A 23,001-nucleotide genomic window follows, 5' to 3' on the forward strand; every position below is an offset into this window, starting at 1 on the left:
CATGAATAGTCTTTGGAGTCCCTACGAGAATCTGCCGGCCGGCACCCGCCGCTGGCTGGGTATTGGCGCCGTGGCCGCCGTACTGTTGGTCTGGAGCCTGCTGTCAGGAACCGGGCTGGTGGGGCCGAACAAGCTGCCCGCGCCGTGGAGCGTGCTGCAGGCGCTGGGTTATTTGTCCTGGCATGAAGGCGACAGCCTGTTGCTGACGGCCACTTTGTGGTCGATGGGCCGGGTGTTGTCGGCGGCATTGCTGGTGGTGGTGATCGGCATTCCGGTGGGTATCCTGATGGGGGCTGCGCCGCGTATCAACGCCGTGCTGTCGCCGCTGATTGACCCCTTTCGTTCGGCGCCGGTCGTGGCGCTGCTGCCAATCCTGGTGATGTGGCTGGGCATTGGTGAAGCGATGAAGATTGCCTTCCTGTTCATCGGGGCGGTGGTCTACCTGATACCCATGGTCCGCGATGCCATCCAGGCGGTGCCGCAAAGTTACTGGACCAGCGCCCGTGACCTGGGCGGCAAGCCCTGGGAGTGCGTGACCAAGGCTATTGTACCCATTGCCATGCCGCGCATTGCCGATGCGGTGATTGTCAGTGTCTCGGTCAGCTGGACGTATATTACCGTTGCCGAATACGTCAACGCCCGCGAAGGCTTGGGACAACTGATCCAGAACGCACGCCGTTTCAGCGCCATGGATCAGGTATTTGCCGGAATTCTCGTCATTATTGCGCTGGCGCTGGTGACTTATCAGCTGATGGTGATGGCCAAGCGCCGCCTCTATCCCTGGGAGGGTACACAATGAGCGACGCCGCCAAGACGCCCACACCCCGGCAGGTCAGCATTGCTGTTCGCAACATCATCCAGGAATACCCCAAGCCCGGAGGCGGGGTAACCCGCGTGCTCGACAACATCAGCCTGGATTTCGACAAGCCCGGCATCAACATGTTGCTGGGGCCTTCCGGTTGCGGCAAGAGCACCTTACTGCACATGCTGGGGGGTGTGCGGCCGATGGGTGTGCAGACGCCGACGTCCGGTTCCATCCTGATTGACGGCGACCCGTGCCATGATGCCCATGATGATTCGATCATGGTCTTCCAGCGCTATGCCAACCGACCCGACCTGACGGTCTGGGAAAACGTGGCCTTCCCGTTCCGTTTCGCCCTCTGGAAGAAACGCGTTCCGGAGTCTGAATGGCGCGCCCGCGTCAACGAACTGGTCGAGGCCGTGGGCCTCACCGACAAGCAGAAGCTGTATCCCCGGCAACTGTCCGGCGGCCAGAACCAGCGGGTGGCGCTGGCGAGGGCGCTGGTGCTGCGGCCGCGCATCCTGCTGATGGATGAACCCTTCGGCGCGCTGGATGCCCAGACCCGCGAGGAAATGCAGAGTTTGCTGATCCGGTTGTATGACACGCATCCGTGCATGGTCATGTTTGTCACCCACGATGTCACGGAAGCCTTGCGGCTGGGCGACCGGGTCATCGTGCTGTCCACGCAGCCTGCCACCATTGCCGATGACTTCCTGATTCGAGAGCCGCGCCCGCGTGCGGCCGGCTGGCAACGCGGTCCGGAAGCGCTGGCGCTGGAAGAGCGCATTCTCGCCCAATTGCACAAGGTCAGCCCCGGCAAGGGCTCGCTGCGTGTATCTGTCTAAGGGGAAATGCCCGTGAGCGAGAACAGCCAGCCGTCGTACCTGGGTGAAATGCTGAAGAGCCAGACCAATGTCTATGCCTTCCTGACCTCAGTGGCGACCGGGGTGGTGCTGTCCATTCCTTTCGGCCTGGGCATGGCGCTGGTGCCATTGGTGGTCTTCGCTGCCGGGGAGGCGATTGCCGCCCTCTATGTGCCATCCCTGCCGCATTTCCGCGCCAAGGTCGACAAATCCTACCGGGACCAGGCACGGAAGAACGCCCGCTGGCAGTTGCAGGATGAAATCCGCAAGCGCACCGAAAGCCGGAAAATGCACATTGGCTCGCTGGAGGCCTATAACCGCATGGTGGAGCGGGTCGAGTCGCTGTACCGGTTCGCCCGTGACAACAGCGCCCGGCTGTCGTTGCGGGATGTCGAACGGCTGGATGATTCGACTCTGGATTATCTGGGCATCTGGCTGGCGGCGCTGGTGATTGATGACCGCGCCGAGGTGGTCAGCCTGACCGACGTCGAGCGCCGTATCCGCGAACTGGATCATGAGATTGAACAGGGCGGGCTGGGAACCGATGTCAGGCAATTGCAGAAGGCGCGCTCTGAATACCAGAGTCTGACGGTGCGTCACCGGCGCATGCTCAGCCGCCGTCGGTCCATCGAAGCCGCCATGCTGTCAATGCCGGACCAGATGGAAGAAATTTACCAGTCGATCATTTCTGCGCCCTCCGCCGGCGGTCTTGATTCGCGGCTGGAGGAATCGATTGCCCGGCTGCGGCTGGAAGAGGATATTGAAGCGGAACTGGCGTCTGACCTGGGTGAAGCGCTGCCGTCGTTCGGCAGCCGGACTGTAGCTTCGGCAGCGCCGGTCAGGCCCGTTCCCCTGCGTCAGGGCAAATCCGGATGACACCCCATACCAACCGGCGACTGGGTTCGCCACAACAGACCACCAGGGATATTCAACATGGCTGACAGCAATTTTATCGCCCGACTTTCCAATCTGTGGAGCGGATTCGTTTCGCTGTGGATTACCGATGTCGAGAAGCGGCATCCGGAAATCGCCTACCAGAATTCCATTGACAGCATGATCGGCAAGTACGACAAGCTTAAATCCGCAACGGCCGCCATAATTCGCCGCCGCCAGGATATTGAAACCCGCCTTGGCCGCGAGGAAGCCGATCTGGCTTCGATCAGCCGCGATCTGGAAACCGCCGTGGCCACCGGGCAGGATGATCTGGCCGTGGTGTTGATCCAGAAGAAGAATGCGCTCACCGCCAGCGTGGCCACCCTGAAGGCCGACAGTGATATCGCCACCCGCGATGCCGAGGACGCCAAGTCGTCGTTGCTGCAGGTGAAGGGTGAAATTGACAAGCTGAAGGCTGAAAAAGACCGGATGCTGGCGCAGATGCAAAGTGCGCAGGCCCGCATCAAAATCAACGACCAGCTGGAAGGGCTGTCGGTGGATGCCGAAGTCCGGGCGCTGGAAAACGTCCGCGACCACATCAAGAATACCGTTGCCCAGGCTAACTTGGGTAAGGAGCTGCGCGAATCCGACCTGGATGTCCGTTTGGCCCAACTGCGCCAGAGCAGCGGCGCCGTCACCGCCCGCCAGGAGCTGGAGGAAATGAAGCGCGCCAAGGCCGCGCAAGCGGCGGCGAACAGCACCGGCAAGAGCATGTAGCCATGAGCGCCCCGGAGATCCGACCAGTATTGCCGGCATGGGCCGAAACCGTGCGCGCCCGTTATCTGGCGGGGGAAGCCTCGGTTTTTGTGCTCTATCGCAATGTGTTTGACCGATATCTGGTCGACGGGAAAGCGCCTTCAATGGTCGACTTCCTCGCCGGGGTGCTGCTCAAGGGCAACAAGGAACGCCTTTTCGAAATCAGTGTTGATCGCGGCTTGCGGGTGCTTTCCGGGATTGCGGCGGACGAAAAGGCCGCCTTGTATGAGCACCTCGAAGCCAAGGGCATGCCGGGCATCCTGGCCTCCGTGGAGCGGCGATTGCGTGAGCATCGTTCCAATGGCGTGCTGATTCCCTACGCCGGGACGGTGATTCCGGCCGGTGACCCGCAATTCCTGTCCGTGGACGACCGCAGCGCCCAGACCACCTTGCACCGCTGGTCGCTGGATGACGAAATCAACGCCAACGACAATGTCATCATCCTGATTTGCGAGTCACTGTCGGAAATCAGCCCGGCGCTGCTGACCAATCCCCGTGTATCCGCCGTCGAAGTCCCGGTGCCCGACCTGGCCGAGCGTGAGCGCGCCATCCGACATTATGCGCCGCAAATGCCCGCCGAACAGTTGCGGCAAATGGCTGAACACACGGCCGGACTGCGGGTCATCCAGCTGGCGGGCATAGTGGCGGGTGACGGCGGACAGGGTCTGAATGAAGAAGAACGCCGTCGCCTGATTGCCGGGCTGCTGTCCGGTCAGCCGCAGGCGGACGAGCGCGCCGGTCGTTTGGCGGGCATCACCGCCGGTATGACCCCGGAGGAAATCCGGCAGATGGTGGACCCGACGCGGCCCTTGCCGGATTCCGCCTCGCCGCAGGAAGAAATGCTGGCGCTGGTGCGCCGCCGCAAACGCGAACTGATTGAGAAAGAGTGCGCCGGGCTGATCGAGTTCATTGAACCGAAACACGGTCTCAGCGTGGTTGGCGGCAATGAAGGCATCAAGGCGGAATTGATGGAAATCGCCCGCGCCATCCGTTCGGGCGAGCGTGCCCGTTGCCCCATGGGCTTGCTGGCGGTGGGGCCGATGGGGGCGGGCAAGACCTTTGTCATCAAGGCCTTCCTCAAGGAAGCCGGGCTGACCGGCGTCGCGCTGAAGAATTTCCGTTCCAAATGGGTGGGTTCCACTGAAGCCAACCTGGAACGGGTGCTGGGTGCGGTCAAGGCCATGGGACCGATTGCGGTCATCATTGATGAAGGCGACCGCAGTTTCGGCCGCCAGAGCGAAGACTCGGACGGCGGCACCAGTTCCCGCATCATCGCCCGGTTGAAGGAGTTCATGTCGGATACCGAAAACCGGGGGCAGGTGCTGTTCATCCTGATGACCAACCGCCCGGACAAGCTGGATGCCGACATCAAGCGCCCCGGTCGCCTCGACCGCAAGATTCCCTTTTTCTATGCCGAAACCGCCGCCGAACGGCTGGCCATCATCAAGGCCATTCTTGGCCGTTATGTCAGCACCGGCCAGACCGACTGGCCCCTGGCGGAAAGCCTGATGGGGCGGCTGGAAGGCTATTCAAATGCGGATCTGGAAGCGGTGGCGCTGCTGGCGCTGGAGTTTGCCGGGCGGGAAGGGCTGCCGTTCAGCGAAGCCCTGCTGGCGCGCGCCATGGATGACTTCATGCCGCCGCAGGACATCGCCATGATCCGTTTCATGGAAATGCTGGCCGTTTTTGAATGTTCACGCCGTTCCATGTTACCGGCGCGCTTCCGCAGCCTCAGCGCTGAAAATGTCCACCAGCAACTGCAGGCCCTGCGCCTGCAGATCAACGAATAACTACAAAGGAGTTCATCATGTTGCCATTTGCCGCAGCCGGACAGTTGTCGGATACCGAGATCAGCATTGCCGCCCGCGCCATGCTCAAGGTGGCCCATACCGATGGCATTCACCCGGCCGAAGTCGCCCTGATCCGTGCATTCTATGAAGACGGTGTCGAAACCTCGGGATTGCCCCTGTTTGACGATATCCTGTCCTCCAGCACCGGCGATTTCCATGTCGATGCCGCCCGTTTCAGCGACAGCGAAAACCGTGAACTGTTGCTGACCCTGTGTGTGCTGACGGCCTACGCCGACGGTCACTGTTCCGCCCAGGAACAAACCGTGTTGAACGGGCTGGCCGCCGATATGGACATCACCCTGTCCCGGCTTGCCGAGTTGCAGGCGATCGTCAAGGACAGCCTGCTGGCCAGCCTGGCGCATTTGCCGGACACTGCCTCCGTGGCGGTGGTGGCGGGCGAACTGGGCTGAATCTCAGCGACGGATCAGAGCCGTCAACTTGACGGCTGCCGTGACAGCGGCCAGCGCCAGCGCCCCGGCCAGGACGCCGGACACGGCATCCAGCAGGCTGGGTGTAACGGCCGCCAGCGCGCCACCGACGCCGGGAACACCCGACAAGCCATGCGCCAGATGATGGAACAGCTCATGCGCGCCCGGCACCCCGTGCATCAGGATGCCGCCGCCGACCATGAACATGGCCACGGTTCCCGCCACCGACAGGGTTTTCATCAACAGCGGCGCAGCCTTCAGCAACAGTTCCCCGAATTGGCGTTGTAACCCGGCCGCCAGGCTTTCACCGGGACGACGGCTCAGATACAGACCGGCGTCATCCATCTTGACGATAGCGGCGACAATACCGTACACGCCCACAGTCATGATCAGCGCAATCAGGCTCAGCACCATCACCTGGCTGGTGAAGGGCGCGCTGGACACCGTGCCCAGGGTAATGACAATGATCTCGGCGGAGAGGATGAAGTCGGTGCGCACCGCGCCTTTGATTTTTTCCTGCTCGAACGCCACCATGTCCACCGCCGGATTGGCCAGCGCCTCGATCTTCTCGGCGTGATGCTGTTCATCCTCTGCGCCATGCAGGTATTTGTGCGCCAGCTTCTCGAAGCCCTCGAAACACAGGAACAGGCCGCCCAGCATCAGCAACGGCGTAATGGCCCAGGGCAGCAGCGCGCTGATGGCCAGCGCCGCTGGCACCAGAATGGCTTTATTGCGCAACGAGCCCTTGGCCACCGCCCAGACCACCGGCAGCTCGCGGTCGGCCTGAATCCCGGCCACCTGCTGGGCGTTCAGCGCCAGATCGTCCCCCAGCACCCCGGAGGTTTTCTTGGCGGCGACCTTGCTCATCAGGGCAACGTCGTCAAGCAGGGTGGCGATGTCATCAATCAGCGCCAGCAGGCTGGAGGCCATGGTTGTGCTCCGTGGGGATTCTGGGTTGGAAGCGGATTCTAGCGAAATTTGCGGAGCCTTTCGCCGCTTTTGCCGTTCAGGGACAGGTCTTGTTCGTCATTGCGTATCATTTCCGCAAAAACCGGCCATGCGCTGTTTACATTGACGGCCCCAGCCGGATAATCATCCTCCTTGCCATCCTGTTTCCGGAGTCCGCCTGTGACCGTTGCCGCCACGCATCCCGCCTTTGAATTGTGCCGTAAGGTTCCCGTTCCTTCCCTGAATCTGGAAATGGAGGAATACCGGCACATCCAGACCGGCGCCATGCACTACCATCTGGCGGCGGACAACCCCGAAAACGTGTTCCTGGTGGCGCTGCGCACCATGCCCATGGACTCCACCGGGGTGGCGCACATCCTGGAACATACCGCGCTTTGCGGTTCGCAGAAGTACCCGGTGCGTGACCCGTTCTTCCTGATGATCCGCCGTTCGCTGAATACCTTCATGAACGCCTTCACCTCCAGCGACTGGACGGCGTATCCCTTCGCCAGCCAGAACCGCCAGGATTTCGACAACCTGCTGTCGGTGTATCTGGACGCCGTGTTCTTCGCCCGGTTGGACCCGCTGGATTTTGCGCAGGAAGGCATCCGCGTCGAGTTCACCGAACCGCAAAACCCGGACAGCCCGCTGGTGTACAAGGGCGTGGTCTTCAATGAAATGAAAGGGGCCATGAGCTCCCCGCACAGCATTCTTTCTGACGTGCTCAACAAGTACGTGTTTCCCACCACCACCTATCACTTCAATTCCGGGGGCGATCCCGCTGAAATCCCCGAACTGGGTTATGACGACCTGCTGGCTTTCTACCGCAAGCATTATCACCCCAGCAACGCCGTGTTCATGACCTATGGCGACATTCCCGCCGCCGAACTGCAGGCGCGTTTTGAAGATCAGGCGCTGCGCAATTTTGAAGCCTCCGAGCCGGTGCGCGGCCGTGATGAAAAGCGTTATCTGGCGCCGGTGACGGTGGAAGAGTTCTATCCGCTGGACGAAGGCGATGACGGTGAAAAGTGCCATGTGGTGCTGAGCTGGCTGCTGGGCCAGACCGCCGACGTGCGCGACCGTCTGGCCATGCATTTGCTGAACGGCGTGCTGCTGGAAAACTCCGCCTCGCCGTTGCGCCTGTATCTGGAAACCTGCGGGCTGGGGGAGTCGCCATCGCCGATGTGCGGGCTGGACGACAATGGCCGCGAAATGAGCTTCAGCTGCGGTCTGGAAGGCAGCGCCGCCGACAAGGCCCAGGAAATTGAAGACGGGATTCTGGCTGTCTTGAAGCAAGTGGCGGAACAGGGCGTGCCGCAGGAAGATGTGGAAGCCGTGCTGCATCAGGTAGAACTGTCGCAGCGGGAAATCGGCGGCGACTCTTATCCCTATGGCCTGCAACTGATCCTCAACGGCCTCAGCGCCGCCTTGCAGGACAGCGACCCGCTGGCGCTGTGGGATGTGGATGCGGTGCTGGCGGAAATGCGCGAATCGATCCGCAATCCGGACTATATCCGCGGCCTGCTGCAACAGAACCTGCTGGATAATCCGCACCGTGTCCGCCTCACCCTGAAGCCCGACACCGGCCTCAGCGCCCGCCAGCAGGCGGCGGAAGCGGCGCGTCTGGCCAAGATCCAGTCGCAGCTGCCCGAGTCGGAAAAACAGGCCATTATCGACCGCGCCCTGGCCCTGACCGAACGCCAGACCATGGTGGACGATGTCAGCATTTTGCCGAAAGTGGGTCTGGTGGATGTTCCGGCCGACCTGAAGATTGCCGAAGGCCAAACCACCACCTTGACGCTGGCCGGGCAAAGTATGCCGCTGACTACGTTTGCCGCCGGCACCAACGGCCTGTTCTATCACCAGATTATCATTGACCTGCCGCTGCTGGATGCCGACGAGCAGGTGCTGTTGCCCTTGTACGCCGGTCTGCTCAGCGAGCTGGGCGCCGGGGAAAACGATTATCTGGCCATGCAGCAATGGCAGTCGCGGGTCAGCGGCGGTGTACGCATGGGCCTCAGCATGCGCACTTCGCTGGACAATCCCCTTTATGGTCAAGGGCATCTGGTGGTGTCGAGCAAGGCGCTGCATTACCACGCCGACAGTTTTGAGCTGGTGCGCACCAGCCTGCAGGATTTGCGGTTTGAGGAAAGCGAGCGGGTGCGGGAGTTTCTGGGTCAGCGCAAGGCGCGTTTTGAGGCCAGCATTACCGACAGCGGCCACGGCCTGGCCATGCAAACCGCCAGTCATGGCATGAGCGCGGTGGCGGCCATGGAATACCGTATTTCCGGCTTGCCGGCCTTGCCGCGTTTGCGCAAGCAGGTGCTGGCGGTGCAGGAGGAGGCCGGGATTGCGGAGTTGCTGGCGTCGCTGAAAGCGCTGCATGCCAAGGTGCTGGCTGCCCCGCGCCAGTTTTTGCTGATTGCCGAGCAGGAGCGTTTGCCCGGTCTGGTGGCCGAGCTGCAGAAGGTGTGGCAAGACACGCCGCTGCAGGCGGTGGGTGCGGTTGCTGCCGGTGTGGTGAGCGGTGTGCCTGCCGATGCGCCGCGTGATTTTGCGTGGCTGGTGAACAGTCAGGTGCAGTTCTGTGCGGCGGCGTATCCGGCGGTGCCGGTGAACCATCCGGATGCTCCGGCGTTCATGGTGCTGGGCGGTTTCCTGCGTAACGGTTTCCTGCATCGGGCCATTCGCGAGCAGGGTGGTGCGTATGGCGGCGGGGCGGGTTATGACAGCAATGCCTGTGCGTTCCGTTTCTTTTCCTATCGCGATCCGCGTTTGGAAGCGACGTATGCGGATTTCCTGGCCAGTCTGGTGTGGTTGCAGGAAAACGCGCATGAGGAGCGGCAGTTGGAGGAGGCGATTCTTGGGATTATTGCTTCTTTGGACAAGCCGTTGTCGCCGTCGGGTGAGGCGCGCAGTGCGTTCCATAATGCGTTGTACGGGCGTTCACCGGAGCAGCGTCGGGAGATGCGGTCGGCGTTGTTGAGGGTGAGTATTGCGGATTTGCAGCGGGTGGCGGGGGTGTATTTGTTGCCGGAGCGGATGAGGAGGGCGGTGGTGGCGCCGCATGGGCAGGCGGGGGTGTTGGAGAAGATGGGGTTTGTGGTGGAGAAGATTTGAGGTTTTGGGGGAATCTTGCGCCGGAGATGGGCGGCGGGGTTCCCTGTTGTTTGCTGAGATGGATTTTTTCAAGAGAGAGGCGGTTGACGATAGATAGTTGTGGTGCTAGTTTTCGGGGAGCGTAGTCCGTTGGGCTTCGGTCACCGAGAGCCGGTTTTTTTAGGATAAATGAGTAAGCTGCTGATATTAAAGGGTAGGTTATAAAAGGAAATCCATTCTGGGCTGATTTTATTTATGGCGAATTGCGTCGTCGTAGTGAAAGGGTTAGTAATGATTAGGTTTATTGGATTTTTTGAGCTGGTTTTCGGGGCTTTGATTTTTGCTAAAATTGTATCCTGGATAGCTCATCCAAATACCTACCCATTTGGTTTATATCCTGCTGGGATAGGAGGAGTCATAATTATGTGTCTTCCTGCTATGGTTGCGCTGGTAGGTTTAATTGAATTAATATCCAATCAGCCTATTTCTGAGGTCGAAGATTCATGGTCGAAATTAAATTCAACAAAGAAGTTTTTTCTAGGCACAGGGGTGATTATTGTGTCATCTATTTTAATTGTTACAGTCATGAGTGTGTTTCTGTAAAAAAGTTATACTTGCCTTTATTTTTGGGTTAATATGAAAAATAATTGTGAAATAAATTTAGGGTTATTGTTACTGTTTTTGGTGCCTTCAGCATTAGCTTCGGATATGTCAAGATGCACAGCTGTGGATGGGTCTTATAGCTATTTGACGCATCGGGAATGTAAAGCGGCGACTGATATTAGGACGCAAGTGCAGCCAGTTATTCCGTTGTCTGCACGAGATGGCAATGATAGAAAAATTGTTAAGTGTACTTCTAAAAATAATGATAGCGTAACACTTGAGGTGGGTAATTGTAGATCATTGGATGCTTATCAACAAACGCTTCATCAATAAAAGGATAGGAAAATACGGTCAGAGCAACAAATGGTTGTGCAGTGCATTTCCATAATGCGTTGTACGGGCGTTCGCCGGAGCAGAGTCGGGAGATGCGATCGGCTTTACTGAAGGTGAGTATTGCGGATTTGCAGCGGGTGGCGGTAGTGTATTTGTTGCCGGAGCGGATGCGGCGGGCGGTGGTAGGGAAATTAGTAGGAAATTAGGAACAGAGCAACATAAATATTTTCAGATTCAGTGATTACCGATTTTTTTTGAGCTTGTACTTGCGCGGAAATTTAGGTATTCCAGTGAGGGGGAGACAGGGAATGATGCTATTCAGTAATAAATATTATGCCTCGGTGGAAGAAGCAGAAAATAAACCTAAGAGAGTAAAATACCTTCGGCTCTGGAATGTTGATATTTCAAGTTATGAAGGCCGTTTTTCACAATTTACCAGCCTGAAAAATCTTGACATAAGCTGGTCTACTGCATCGATAATTCCGTTAGATATTGCATCATTGAAAAAGCTTCGCGTATTGCGGATATTAAATGTTCCGTTAAATGAATTCCCAGAATGGATCTGTTCGCTTAGCGAGTTGCGAGAATTAACTATACGAGGAACAGATATTTCAGCCATTCCTTCAGATATTAATAGACTTTATCATCTAAAAAGATTGGAAATTGGTAATAATAATCTTCATTCGCTTCCAATGGAAATTGGACAATTAGAAAACTTAAAAGAGTTGTATGCATCTGATAATAAATTGTCGTTGGTTCCTGAAGAATTCAGGGCGCTCAGTAAATTGAAAAAGCTTGGACTTGTTGGAAATTGTTTCAGTGAAAATGAGGCGATCAGAATTCGGAAATTTTTTCCTGGAATTGTGGATGTTTGGGGGCGCAAGGAATATGAAGGGCAAAAATAGGTCAGTGCAACGAATAAAGGAAATAGTGGTCAAAGCAATAGATGAGCGCCGTTTGACCCGTCTTGATTTCGCCTCTTGGGCGCGCAATTCTTGCGCCCATCTCCATCGAACAGGAGGGCATTTTCGGCAAAAACAGCGTGCTCGGTCGAGAGGGCGCAGGCACTGCGCCCCTACGCAGGATTGTTGCGGAGAGCCATTCAAGCCACATTCAAATTCCCGATAGCCTCCGCTCCCCCATGCGGAATCAACACCCGCATAACCGTCCCTTTACCCAACTCACTGCTCACCTCCACCCGCCCTTGCTGCCGCTCCGCAAAATCCTTGCACAACAGCAACCCCAAACCACTGCCCAATTCCCCCCCGGTGCCCGGCGTCGACGACTTGCTCTCCAGCCGAAACAGCTTGTCCATACGGGACGCCGAAATCCCGATCCCGGCATCCCTGACCTCAACCACCACCTGATCACCCCCGTGGCGGGCGGAAAGATGCACCGTATTATCCGGAAAACTGTACTTGATGGCGTTCGCCAGAAAGTTGCGCAAAATGGTGGAGGTCATCTGCGGATCGGCATGCACCAGCAAACCCTGATCGCACTCAATTTCCAGCCTCAAATTCTTGGCCTGCAACGAAGGCTGCACCAGCTCCACGCATTCCTGCACCAACGCACACAACGGCAGGCTTCGAGGCCGAAACTCCAGCAATCCGGTCTGGGAACGCGCCCAGGTCAGCAGATTGTCCAGCAGATTGTGCAGCACCTTGGTGGTCTGGTTGATCAGCCGCAGTTCCTTCTCAATCTGCACCGGGCTGGCCAGAACATAATCGTCCAGCAACAAGTCCGTCAGGCCCAGCAAACCGTTCAGCGGGTTTTTCAAATCATGGGCAATAATGGAAAAGAACTTGTCCTTGGTCTGGTTGGACAGCTTCAGCGAGTTTTCCAGGTGCTTGCGTTCGGTAATGTCCGAAGAAATGCCGCCGGTGCCGCACAGCGAACCCTGATTGTCATAAACCGGAAACTTGATGGATTGGTGGATGATCACCGTGCCGTCCGGCAAAGTGATTTGCTCCTCAAAGTCAAGGGGGGAGCGGGTTTGCAGCACCTTCAGGTCGTTGCGACGGAACAGGTCTCCCCATTCCGGCCCAAACAGCTCCGGGTCGGTGCGGCCAATGACGTTGTGTTCGTCCTGAAAGGCTTTGCGCAACCACTCACGGTTGACGAAGGTATAACGGCCTTCCAGATCCTTGAAGTAAATCAGCCGGTTCGTGTTGTTCATCAACGCGTCCAGCATGTTCTGGCTGTTCATGAATTATAGTTATTATGTGGGGGACATCAGGACAAACAGGATAGCAGGGAATGGCAGGCTGTACAGCCCCCGGCGACAATCACGGCCGGGGGCGCAATCTCAGCAACCAATCAGGCTGAGATATTCGTTGCGGGTCTGCGGGCTGTCGCGGAACCGGCCCAGCATCACCGACGACTTCATCACCGAATTCTGTTTCTCCACACCGCGCATCATCATGCACATGTGCTTGGCTTCAATGGTCACGGCCACGCCTTTGGCCCCGGTCACCAGCAACACGGCGTCGGCAATCTGCTTGGTCAGGTTTTCCTGGATTTGCAGGCGGCGCGCGTACATGTCCACGATGCGGGCAAATTTGGACAAGCCCAGCACCTTGCCGTCCGGAAGGTAGGCGACATGGCACTTGCCGATAAACGGCAGCAGGTGATGTTCGCACAGGGAATACAGCTCAATGTCTTTCACAATCACCATCTCGTCGTTGTCCGACGGGAAAATAGCGTTGTTGACCAGCGTGTCCAGATCGTCCTGATAACCCTTGCAGAGGTACTGGAAGGCTTTGGCGGCGCGTTTGGGCGTATCGGCCAGACCGGGGCGGGTCAGGTCTTCGCCAACGGCGCTGATGATCGAAGCGTAGGCTTTTTCCATGGTTTGTCTCATACAAAGCGGACGGGTAGGCGCACCCTAGCGGAAAGCGGGCACAGGGTAAAGGTTACAAACCCCGAATTCCAGTCTCGGGGTGCAATCTGTGGATTATCCAGCATTCGCAGCGGGAGCCTGTCGTTTCAGCAACACCAGCACCGCACCGTTGCCGCCATCCTTGGAGGTGGCGCTGCAGAAAGCCAGCACGGCGGGGTGCTGTTGCAGCCAGCCGTTGACGCATGTCTTCAGCAATGAGCCGCCGGTATCCAGGCTATAGCCCTTGCCATGCACAATCTTCACCACGGTGATGCTTTCTGCACGGGCATCGGCAATCAGTTGCAGCACAGCCATCCGCGCCTGTTCCACGGTGCAGCCGTGCAGATCCACGGCGGCCTTCCAGACCAATTGTCCGTCCTGCAATTTCTTGAACTGGCCCACCTGCACACCCACACGGCGGAAGGCGAGTTGCGCTTCACTGGCCACCGGGTTCATCAGCGCCTGCGTGTCGGAAATGCCAAGATTGTCCATTTCGCGTTCGCCTTCCGCACGGGCGCGGCGCATCAACATTTCCTGCTTGTCCGGACGGGGCAGGTGCAGCGGGGCGGTGGCTTCGGTAGCCAGCGGCTTCACCCCGTTCAGGGCGCGTTGCCACAGGGTTTTCTCGTCAGGTTCTTCCTGGCGGGGTTTTGGTGCGGCAACGGGCTTCACTGGAGCCTTTTGTTCGGCGGTGAGGCTTTTTTTCAAATCATTGAGCAGTTTGCTTTTCATGGGACGAAGGCGATTTACATATTCGGAGAGAACGTCGGCCTCCATTCTACCTCATGCCGCCGCTGTGAGGGCGGGCGCCGCAATGCCGCAATGAGAGACACTTTCAATTGTTACATTGATTGCTGTCAAGATTAACAAAAGTGCTTGCGCGCTTGCTAAAAAAACCGGATATTCAGTTAAACAGACCGATTGTCCTACAACATTGGCGCATAAAGTTTAATTTACATTTGTACATGAGAGGGGTTAGGCATGGCCTTGTTCAGAACACTAAATACCTTGCGCCGTGACGCCGTGAATTTGGCCCTGCATACCTTGGGCCTGAAGAAATCCAAAGGGCGGGGTAAATCCGGGAAGCCGCAGCTTTACCGCACCTATGACCTGACGGCGGTTCGCCGTCCGGCCGTACAAGCCCAGCCGCTGTTACTGCCTTCCAGTCTGCTGGTATCAGACGTGGTGCGTGAAACCGCCGATGCAGTCAGCGTGGTGCTGGCCAATCCGGATGGTCAGGCCATCAATTTCCGTCCCGGCATGTTTTATACCGTCGTCGTGACCATCGACGGTCAGGAATACCGCCGCGCCTATTCCATTTCCAGCGCTGCCCACCATGGCGACAAGGTGGCCATTACCGTGAAGCGGGTTGCCGGAGGTCTGGTCTCGAACTGGATCAACGACCACTTGAAAGCCGGGGACACCCTCCGCGTCTTGGGCCCGTCCGGTAACTTCACGGTCACACCAGATGCCTCCCAGGCCCGAAATATGGTGCTGGTGGGCGCGGGCAGCGGCATTACTCCCTTGATGTCCATTACCCGCAGCCTGCTGGAAACCGAGCCCTTGACCCGCATTCACCTGCAGTACGGCAACCGCAGCCTGGACGACATCATTTTTCGCGATGCCCTGAGCATGCTGGAGCAGGAATACGACGAGCGCCTGTCTATTACCCATGTGCTGGAAACGCCGCCGGAGGAGTGGCAGGGTGAAGTGGGCCGTCTGGATCGCGCCACCTTTGCCCGGTTGCTGGACGGTATCCTCATCGACAACCCGTTGCCGGAACTGGAGGTTTACACCTGCGGTCCCGAGCCGGTGATGAAGGGCGTGGAAGAAGAAGTGCTGTCACGCGGTCTTCCGGCTTCGCGCTTCCATCAGGAAAAATTCACGCCGTCCGCCGGCCCCGCCGATGCCAGCCGTTTTACCGCGCAGCCTGTGGAAATCACGCTGAGCGGCAAAAGCTGGACTGCCACCGCCCAGCCCGGACAAACCCTGCTGGAAGCCGGTCTGGCCGCCGGTGCACCGGTGCAGTTTTCCTGCACGCTGGGCGGTTGCGGCCGTTGCCGCGTCAAGATTACCCAGGGCGAAGTGGACATGCCTGAACCCAATTGCCTGCTGCCCGAAGAAAAGGCGCAGCACTACGCGCTGTCGTGTATCGCCCGAGCCTGCACCCCGGTCAGCTTCGAAATAGATCCGCCCCAGAGCCACTGAATAAAACAACAAACACCCGATTGTCTCACTGGAGTTAACGCCATGTACGAACAACTGGAACGCATCCGCCATATCCTGCCCACCCGTGTACAGAACCGTGTGGACGAAGTGCTGGAAGCCGCTGAAATCTTCGTTGCCATGAAGAACCCGAATGTGCTGCGCACCATGGCCCCGTCCGCTGTGCGTGGCTTGCTGCTGAAGTCCGGCAAGCTGAATGACACCTCGGACATGCAGGCCAACCATACCGCGCATTTCAACTGGACCTACCCGCATGACCATCCGGAAATGCACGAGCTGTACGAACGCGCCAAGTTGGGCCAGTGGAACGGTTCCAGCCTGCCGTGGCATACCTCGGTCGATCCCTTTGATCCGAATGTCCCCGTTGCGCCGCTGGACATGGTTGATCTGGCCGCCGCCAAGAAAGTGGGCATTACGCTGAAGGAGTCCGAGCAGACCAAGATGATGCACTCGATCTCCAGCTGGATGCTGTCGCAGTTCCTGCATGGCGAGCAGGGTGCATTGCTGGCCGCCTCGCAGGTCACGGAATCGGTGCAGTTTTTTGACGGCAAGTTGTACGGCGCCACGCAGGTGGTGGATGAAGGGCGTCATGTGGAAGTCTTCCACCGTTACCTTAGCGAGAAGCTGGGCAAGATGTATCCGATCAACGACAACCTGTTCGTGATCATTGATGCGCTGATGACCGATTCCCGCTGGGACATGAAGTTCCTGGGCATGCAGATCATGGTGGAAGGGCTGGCGCTGGGCGCTTTCGGTTTCCTCTACCAGAACACCCGCGAGCCGTTGCTGAAGGAATTGCTGAAGTATGTGATCCAGGATGAGGCCCGTCATGTGCATTACGGCGTGCTGGCGTTGAAAGAGCATTTTTCCGAACACATCAGCACCAAGGAGCATGAGGAGCGTGAAGACTGGGCTTATGAAGTGGCGTTGCTGATGCGCAACCGTTTCATGGCCTATGAGGTCTACGACGATTGGTATGGCGGCACCAGCGTCACGCGTGAGCAATGGCGGCAACTGGTCACGACATCGCCGGGCATGCAGCGTTTCCGCAATATCATGCTGACGCGCCTGGTGCCGAATATCCGGGAAATCGGCTTGCTGACGCCGCGCATGCGCCCGCATTACGAGGCGGCAGGCATGGGGCAGTACTTCAATGGTCTGGCGGCCCCGGAGCTGACGGGCGAGCAGATGATTGCAGATCTGGATCGGGCGAGGGCGGCTTAAAGGGAGTATGAAAGGGGCCCGGTCAAGGGCCCATTTTGCGTTGGCGGCACAAGTGCTTTGAACACTTGTGCATGTTGCGGAAGGAGTGGGGATGCTTAACGCCCGTAAGCGCTCCGCTCGGAATCATCTTCAGTCTGACTGTTTTCCTCTGATACGTCCGGCGCCGACTCATAGGCAGGGGCGGCGTATGCCGGAGCCGCCATGGCCGGAGCTGCCGCTTCAGCCGGTTCAGCCATCCGGGGTTCTGAGACTGCCGGTTCTGCCATCTGAGGTTCGGCATCTGCAGATTCCATGGCTTGCGCTTCCTGAATTGTGGCTGCTTCCGCTTGTACAGCGGCGGCATTGCCCTTTTTCATGGACGGCGCATACAGGGTCATGGCCACGGCGAGTATAGGCATCAGCAGCGCGCCAATGAAAACGAAGTTGCCGTTGCGTGTCGGCTCCGGGCCGTAGTTGTTGCCCCCTGTTGTTCCGGGAGCAAAAAACATGTAGAGGCTCAACAGCAAGTTGACCAGAGGGATAGCCATCAGCAACAGCAGCCAGCCGGAGCGATTCAGGTCATTAAGGCGGCGCACGCCCAGTGCCAGCATGTGCACGAGTGCGGCAAGTATGCCCACGCCCAGCAGCACGACCGCCGGGGTTTCTCCGCCAATTTTGCCTACGACTGTCGCTATCACGGCAATCGGAACGATAACCAGCATCGAGGCAGTATAGTAAGCCACATAGCGCAGCCGTCCGATGCGGCCTTCCAGGGCAAAAACCCGTGGCTCATATGTGTTCCCAATGGTCGGGGTTAATGATTCGGTGCGGGCAGGGCCCTGATAGGGGTTTTGCGTATCCATCAGTGATATCCTTAGTAAATTTTGCCCGTTTTATAGCTGATTTGGCTGGGGAGGTAAAGGTTCGAACTCCAGGACTTTATCTGTCCACGTGCATTCCCTTCCAAAATCTTATAGCTTTCCATTTAAACCCCCACCTCAAGGAGCACAGTCATGAACAAGGCATGGTTACTCGGACTCACCCTCATTGCCGGGCAATCTCTGGCCGCCTTGCACGGCAAGGATGTCAGCTATACCGGTGGTGGTGTCAAAATGAAAGGTTATGTGGTGTATGACGACCAGTTCAAGGGCAAGCGTCCCGCCGTGCTGGTGGTGCATGAATGGTGGGGGCTCAACGACTACGCCCGTTCCCGCGCCGACCAGCTGGCCAAAGCTGGTTACGTCGCCATGGCCGTGGACATGTATGGTGACGGCAAGCACGCCAACCATCCCGATAACGCCATGGCCTTCATGCAGGAAGCCACCAAAAACACCGACCAGACCAGCGCCCGATTCCGTGCGGCTGAAAAACTGCTCAAGGCCAACAAGCATAGCGACAGCAAGAAGCTGGCAGCCATTGGTTACTGCTTTGGCGGTGCGGTGGTGCTGAACATGGCGCGTCAGGGCGAACCGTTGAAGGGTGTCGCCAGTTTCCACGGTGCCCTGGGCGCATGGCAACCCGCCCAACCCGGAAAAGTCACGTCGAAAGTGCTGGTGATGACCGGCGCTGATGACAACATGGTGCCCGCCGAGGCCGTAGCCAAATTTGATGAAGAAATGAAAGCCGCCCAGGCAGATTACCGCGTCATCAGCTATCCGGGCGCCAAGCATAGTTTCACTAACCCAGGTGCGGATGACATCGCCAAGAAGTTTGGCATGCCCATTGCCTACAATGCAGAAGCGGACAAGGCGTCATGGGAGGAATTGCGGGTCTTCCTGAACACAATCTTCAAATAAGCTCCATCCCTGTAGGTCGGGCTTCAGCCCGACAATACCCTTCGATCGGAGAGTGTTGTCGGGCTGAAGCCCGACCTACAGGGGGCATGGCTTTGCTGCTACAATCGCCCCTTTATATCCCCCATTGAGGAATCCAGCGTGGAAGAGGCCGTCATCCTCCCCCAGACCCTGTTTCAGGAAGCCGTCGCCGAGTTGCACACCATTCGCGATTTTATCCGCTTCACCGTCACCTGCCTGCGCAGCGCCGATGTGCACATTGGTCACGGCAGCGAAGACCCCTTTGCCGAAGCCACCGCGCTGGTCATGCAGACCCTGTCGCTGAACTGGGATGCCGATGCTGAAATCATGGATGCGCGCCTGCTGCCCAGTGAGCGCCGCCGCATCGTCGAGTTGCTGGAAAAACGCGTCAACGACCGTATTCCGCTGGCCTACCTGTTGAACCTGGCTTATTTCTGCGGCCATCCTTTTTATGTGGATGAGCGCGTGCTGGTGCCGCGTTCGCCCATTGCTGAACTGATCAACGAGCGTTTTGCCTCGCTGGGCGTCAATGAGCCGCAGCGCATTCTCGACATGTGCACCGGCTCGGGCTGCATCGCCATCGCCATCGCCCATGCCTTTCCCGAGGCCCTGGTGGATGCCACCGACATCTCGCTGGATGCCCTGTCCGTGGCCGCCGTCAATGTCGAGCATCATGATCTGCTGGAACAGGTCAACCTGATTGAATCCGATGTGTTCAGCAAGTTGCCCGGCCAGCAATACGACCTGATTGTCAGCAATCCGCCCTATGTGGATGCCGGTGACATGGCTGACCTGCCGCCGGAGTTCACCCGTGAACCCGAGCTGGCGCTGGAAGCCGGTCCGGACGGCTTGTCGATTACCCGCCGTATTCTGGCCGAAGCCGCCGACTACCTGTCGGATGACGGCCTGCTGGTTGTGGAGGTCGGTAATTCCGCCTGGGCGCTGGAACAGGCGTTCCCGGATGTGCCGTTCCAGTGGCTGGAGTTCGAGAACGGCGGCTCCGGGGTTTTCGTATTGACGGCGGAAGAATGCCGCCGGTTTCAACCGCAGTTTCAGGAGGCCGTGTAAATGGCGGGCAACAGCATCGGACAACTGTTCCGTGTCACTACCTTTGGCGAGTCGCACGGTCCGGCGCTGGGCGCCATTGTCGACGGCGTTCCCCCCGGCCTGGCCCTGACCGAAGCCGATCTGCAGATTGACCTCGACCGGCGCAAGCCGGGCACCTCGCAGTTCTCCACCCAGCGTCGTGAAGACGATGTGGTGAAAATTCTGTCCGGGGTGTTTGAAGGCAGGACCACCGGCACGCCCATCGGCCTGCTGATCGAGAATACCGACCAGAAATCGAAGGATTATGGCAACATCGCCACCACTTTCCGTCCCGGTCACGCGGACTATACCTACACTCAGAAATACGGCTTCCGCGACTATCGCGGCGGCGGACGTTCCTCGGCGCGGGAAACCGCGATGCGGGTCGCGGCAGGGGCTATCGCCAAGAAATATCTGCTGGAAAAATTCGGTGTGCGCGTGCGCGGCTATGTCGAGCAGATCGGCGATGTCAAGGCGACGCAACTGGACTGGGATTATGTCAACCAGAATCCGTTCTTCTGCGGCGACCGTGAAGCCGTGGTCAAGTTCGAAGAGGTGATTACCAATTTGCGACGTGAAGGCACCAGCGTGGGCGCGAAACTGACGGTGGTTGCCGACAACGTGCCTGTGGGTTGGGGTGAGCCGGTGTTCGACCGTCTGGATGCCGATATTGCCCACGCCATGATGAGCATCAACGCCGTGAAGGCGGTGGCCATTGGCGACGGTTTTGAGGTGGTGAGCCAGAAAGGGCACGAGGCCCGTGATGAAATGACGCCGCAGGGTTTTACCGCCAACCATTCCGGCGGCGTGCTGGGCGGTATTTCCAGCGGCCAGCCGATTGTGGTGACCATTGCCCTGAAACCCACTTCCAGCATCACCAATCCGGGGCAGAGCATTGATCTGGCCGGGAATCCGCAGGAGGTGGTGACCAAGGGCCGGCACGACCCGTGCGTCGGTGTTCGGGCGACGCCCATTGCCGAGGCCATGCTGGCTATTGTGCTGATGGATCATTTCCTGCGCCATCGCGGCCAGAATGCCGATGTGGTGCCGCCGTTGAGTCCGATTGCCCCCTGAGAATAAAGAAAGGGCATTCTTTGTTGATTCCGTCCGCTTCGGGTAGAATGCCCAATCTTTTTTCGTGACCCGGGTCAAGCAGTGACTGACATTTCCCACATCCGCAATTTTTCCATCATCGCCCACATCGACCATGGCAAGTCCACGCTGGCCGACCGCTTCATCCAGATTTGCGGCGGCCTGGCCGACCGGGAAATGCAGGCGCAGGTGCTGGATTCCATGGATCTGGAGCGTGAGCGCGGCATCACCATCAAGGCGCATTCGGTGACGTTGTACCATGTTGCCCGCAATGGCGAGCGTTACCAGCTCAATTTCATTGACACGCCCGGTCATGTCGATTTCCATTACGAGGTCAGCCGTTCGCTGGCTGCCTGTGAAGGCGCTTTGCTGGTGGTGGATGCCGCCCAGGGCGTTGAAGCGCAATCGGTCGCCAACTGCTACACCGCCATTGAACAGGGGCTGGAAGTATTGCCCGTGCTCAACAAGATCGACCTGCCGCAGGCCGATCCGGAAATGGTGATCAAGGAAATTGAAGAAATCATCGGCATTGAGGCGGAAAACGCCTGCCGCGTCAGCGCCAAGACCGGTCTGGGCGTGGAAGATCTGCTGGAGGACCTGATTGCCCGCATTCCGGCTCCCGTGGGTGACTGCAACGCTCCACTGCAGGCCCTGATCATTGACTCCTGGTTCGACAATTACCTGGGCGTGGTGTCGCTGGTGCGCGTCAAGCACGGCCGCATCCGCAAGGGCGACAAGGTCCTGGTGAAAAGCACCGGTCAGAGCCACCCGGTTTCCAGTGTCGGCGTCTTTGCTCCCAAGCACACTGAAACCGGCCATCTGGAAGCAGGCGAGGTCGGCTTCATCATTGCCGGGATCAAGGATATTTTCGGTGCTCCGGTTGGCGACACGCTAACGTTGGCCGCCACGCCTGATGTGGAAATGCTGCCCGGTTTCAAGCAGGTGAAGCCGCAGGTCTATGCCGGCCTGTTCCCCATTGATTCCAGCGATTTCGAGTCCTTCCGCGAAGCCCTGCAAAAACTCAAGCTGAATGATTCAGCGCTGTTCTTTGAGCCGGAATCCTCCGATGCCCTGGGTTTCGGTTTCCGCTGCGGCTTCCTGGGCATGCTGCACATGGAAATCGTGCAGGAGCGGCTGGAACGGGAATATGACCTCGACCTGATCACTTCTGCGCCGACGGTTGTTTACGAAGCCGTCAGGCGCAACGGTGAGGTGGTGTTTGTCGATAACCCCTCCAAGATGCCGGAAGGCGGCACCGTGGACGAGCTGCGCGAACCCATTGCCGAGTGTCATATCCTGGTGCCTCAGGAATATCTGGGCAACGTCATCAAGCTCTGTGAAGAGCGTCGTGGCGTGCAGCAGGACATGAAGTTCCTGGGCAATCAGGTCTCCCTGACCTATGAAGTGCCTTTGGCTGAAGTGGTGATGGATTTCTTCGACCGCCTGAAATCCACATCGCGCGGTTTTGCCTCGCTCGATTACAATTTTGTACGTTTTGAAGCCTCCAAGCTGGTTAAGGTGGATGTGCTGATCAACGGCGATAAGGTGGATGCGCTGGCCATGATCTGCCACGCCAACGATGCCCGTCATCGCGGTCTGGCGCTGGTGGAAAAGATGAAAGAGCTTATTCCCCGCCAGATGTTCGATGTCGCCATCCAGGCCGCCATCGGCAGCCAGATCATTGCCCGTTCCACAGTGAAAGCGATGCGCAAGGACGTGCTGGCCAAGTGTTACGGCGGCGACGTGTCGCGTAAGAAGAAGCTGCTGAACAAGCAGAAAGAGGGCAAGAAGCGCATGAAGCAGGTTGGCAGCGTGGAAATTCCGCAAGAGGCCTTCCTGGCCGTCCTCAAGGTCGAACGATAAGCCCCGGATTGGATGATACCCATGAGCATGACCTTGTTGTTGACCGGTTTGCTGGCAGTGCTGGCGTCCAGCCTGCTGGCCTGGAGTGTTGAGACCTTCGTGATGCTTCCCAGACGCCAGGCTGCGCTGGTGAGGTCATACCGGACAGGTGCGCTGGACGAAGAAGGCTTGTCCATTGCCCTGGTTGCCACACCGGCCTATATAGAAGTTATCCGCTGGGGCAG

General features: G+C 58.3%; 20 protein-coding genes. 15 read left to right on the top strand and 5 right to left on the bottom strand.

From position 1 onward, the window contains the following. The first annotated feature begins 1 nt into the window (after position 1). Genes Q7T36_RS02605 through Q7T36_RS02630 form a run of 6 tightly spaced genes read left to right on the top strand, consistent with a single transcriptional unit; the run spans position 2 to position 5,614 of the window. Entirely contained in the window at positions 2–799 is a 798-nt protein-coding gene (locus Q7T36_RS02605; protein ID WP_304843706.1) for an ABC transporter permease, read from the top strand. Further along, entirely contained in the window at positions 796–1,647 is an 852-nt protein-coding gene (locus tag Q7T36_RS02610) for an ABC transporter ATP-binding protein (protein ID WP_304843708.1), read from the top strand. Before Q7T36_RS02605 ends, Q7T36_RS02610 begins: the two co-directional genes overlap by 4 nt. A 12-nt stretch (positions 1,648–1,659) precedes the next feature. Continuing rightward, positions 1,660–2,541, top strand: coding sequence for a hypothetical protein (locus Q7T36_RS02615; RefSeq protein ID WP_304843710.1), 882 nt, complete (start codon positions 1,660–1,662; stop codon positions 2,539–2,541). A gap of 57 nt (positions 2,542–2,598) precedes the next feature. Then, the gene (locus Q7T36_RS02620) at positions 2,599–3,315 is read left to right on the top strand and encodes a PspA/IM30 family protein (protein WP_304843712.1); all 717 of its coding nucleotides are present in this window, start codon (positions 2,599–2,601) and stop codon (positions 3,313–3,315) included. A 2-nt stretch (positions 3,316–3,317) separates the two neighbouring features. Beyond that, the gene (locus Q7T36_RS02625) at positions 3,318–5,144 is read left to right on the top strand and encodes an ATP-binding protein (RefSeq protein WP_304843714.1); all 1,827 of its coding nucleotides are present in this window, start codon (positions 3,318–3,320) and stop codon (positions 5,142–5,144) included. A gap of 17 nt (positions 5,145–5,161) precedes the next feature. Next, positions 5,162–5,614, top strand: coding sequence for a TerB family tellurite resistance protein (locus Q7T36_RS02630; RefSeq protein ID WP_304843717.1), 453 nt, complete (start codon positions 5,162–5,164; stop codon positions 5,612–5,614). Positions 5,615–5,617: 3 nt separating this feature from the next. Here Q7T36_RS02630 and Q7T36_RS02635 read toward each other — a convergent pair whose 3' ends face one another. Next, the gene (locus Q7T36_RS02635; RefSeq protein ID WP_304843719.1) at positions 5,618–6,562 is read right to left on the bottom strand and encodes a DUF808 domain-containing protein; all 945 of its coding nucleotides are present in this window, start codon (positions 6,560–6,562) and stop codon (positions 5,618–5,620) included. A gap of 198 nt (positions 6,563–6,760) precedes the next feature. On the opposite strand from Q7T36_RS02635, the gene Q7T36_RS02640 reads away from it, so the two are divergent. From Q7T36_RS02640 to Q7T36_RS02650, 3 genes are all read left to right on the top strand, one after another. Continuing rightward, positions 6,761–9,700, top strand: coding sequence for an insulinase family protein (locus Q7T36_RS02640; RefSeq protein WP_304843721.1), 2,940 nt, complete (start codon positions 6,761–6,763; stop codon positions 9,698–9,700). Positions 9,701–9,970: 270 nt separating this feature from the next. After that, positions 9,971–10,282 (top strand): hypothetical protein, encoded by a 312-nt coding sequence (locus Q7T36_RS02645; RefSeq protein WP_304843723.1) that lies wholly within the window; start codon positions 9,971–9,973, stop codon positions 10,280–10,282. 641 nt (positions 10,283–10,923) lie between these two features. Continuing rightward, on the top strand, positions 10,924–11,520 hold the full coding sequence (locus Q7T36_RS02650) for a leucine-rich repeat domain-containing protein (RefSeq protein ID WP_304843725.1): 597 nt from the start codon (positions 10,924–10,926) through the stop codon (positions 11,518–11,520). A 197-nt stretch (positions 11,521–11,717) separates the two neighbouring features. On the opposite strand, the gene Q7T36_RS02655 is transcribed toward Q7T36_RS02650, so the two are convergent. From Q7T36_RS02655 to Q7T36_RS02665, 3 genes are all read right to left on the bottom strand, one after another. Then, the gene (locus Q7T36_RS02655) at positions 11,718–12,821 is read right to left on the bottom strand and encodes a PAS domain-containing sensor histidine kinase (RefSeq protein ID WP_304843728.1); all 1,104 of its coding nucleotides are present in this window, start codon (positions 12,819–12,821) and stop codon (positions 11,718–11,720) included. Between the two features lie 99 nt (positions 12,822–12,920). Continuing rightward, positions 12,921–13,475, bottom strand: coding sequence for a GTP cyclohydrolase I FolE (folE, locus tag Q7T36_RS02660; RefSeq protein WP_370690037.1), 555 nt, complete (start codon positions 13,473–13,475; stop codon positions 12,921–12,923). A gap of 93 nt (positions 13,476–13,568) precedes the next feature. Beyond that, on the bottom strand, positions 13,569–14,225 hold the full coding sequence (locus Q7T36_RS02665; protein WP_304843732.1) for a Smr/MutS family protein: 657 nt from the start codon (positions 14,223–14,225) through the stop codon (positions 13,569–13,571). A gap of 249 nt (positions 14,226–14,474) precedes the next feature. Here Q7T36_RS02665 and Q7T36_RS02670 point away from each other — a divergent pair, with 249 nt between their 5' ends. Both Q7T36_RS02670 and Q7T36_RS02675 read left to right on the top strand, forming a co-directional pair. Then, a complete protein-coding gene (locus Q7T36_RS02670; protein ID WP_304843734.1) occupies positions 14,475–15,701 on the top strand; it encodes a ferredoxin--NADP reductase in 1,227 nt (408 codons plus the stop codon). 42 nt (positions 15,702–15,743) lie between these two features. Beyond that, entirely contained in the window at positions 15,744–16,943 is a 1,200-nt protein-coding gene (locus Q7T36_RS02675) for a ferritin-like domain-containing protein (RefSeq protein ID WP_304843736.1), read from the top strand. 95 nt (positions 16,944–17,038) lie between these two features. Here Q7T36_RS02675 and Q7T36_RS02680 read toward each other — a convergent pair whose 3' ends face one another. Next, positions 17,039–17,785, bottom strand: a complete 747-nt coding sequence (locus Q7T36_RS02680; protein WP_304843738.1) for a DUF805 domain-containing protein — start codon at positions 17,783–17,785, stop codon at positions 17,039–17,041. Positions 17,786–17,935: 150 nt separating this feature from the next. Between Q7T36_RS02680 and Q7T36_RS02685 the strand changes: the two genes are divergently transcribed. The 4 genes from Q7T36_RS02685 to lepA all read left to right on the top strand — a co-directional run bounded on the left by Q7T36_RS02685 (position 17,936) and on the right by lepA (position 22,777). Then, on the top strand, positions 17,936–18,718 hold the full coding sequence (locus Q7T36_RS02685) for a dienelactone hydrolase family protein (RefSeq protein ID WP_304843740.1): 783 nt from the start codon (positions 17,936–17,938) through the stop codon (positions 18,716–18,718). A 138-nt stretch (positions 18,719–18,856) separates the two neighbouring features. Then, complete coding sequence (gene prmB / locus Q7T36_RS02690; RefSeq protein WP_304843743.1) at positions 18,857–19,804, top strand: 50S ribosomal protein L3 N(5)-glutamine methyltransferase; 948 nt, start codon at positions 18,857–18,859, stop codon at positions 19,802–19,804. After that, positions 19,805–20,896, top strand: coding sequence for a chorismate synthase (gene aroC, locus Q7T36_RS02695; protein ID WP_304843746.1), 1,092 nt, complete (start codon positions 19,805–19,807; stop codon positions 20,894–20,896). 81 nt (positions 20,897–20,977) lie between these two features. Beyond that, positions 20,978–22,777: a translation elongation factor 4 gene (gene lepA / locus Q7T36_RS02700; protein ID WP_304843748.1), complete on the top strand. Its 1,800-nt coding sequence runs from the start codon at positions 20,978–20,980 to the stop codon at positions 22,775–22,777. The last annotated feature ends 224 nt before the right edge of the window (positions 22,778–23,001 follow it).

This window comes from Fluviicoccus sp. (assembly GCF_030646115.1).
Lineage (GTDB): Bacteria > Pseudomonadota > Gammaproteobacteria > Pseudomonadales > Moraxellaceae > Fluviicoccus.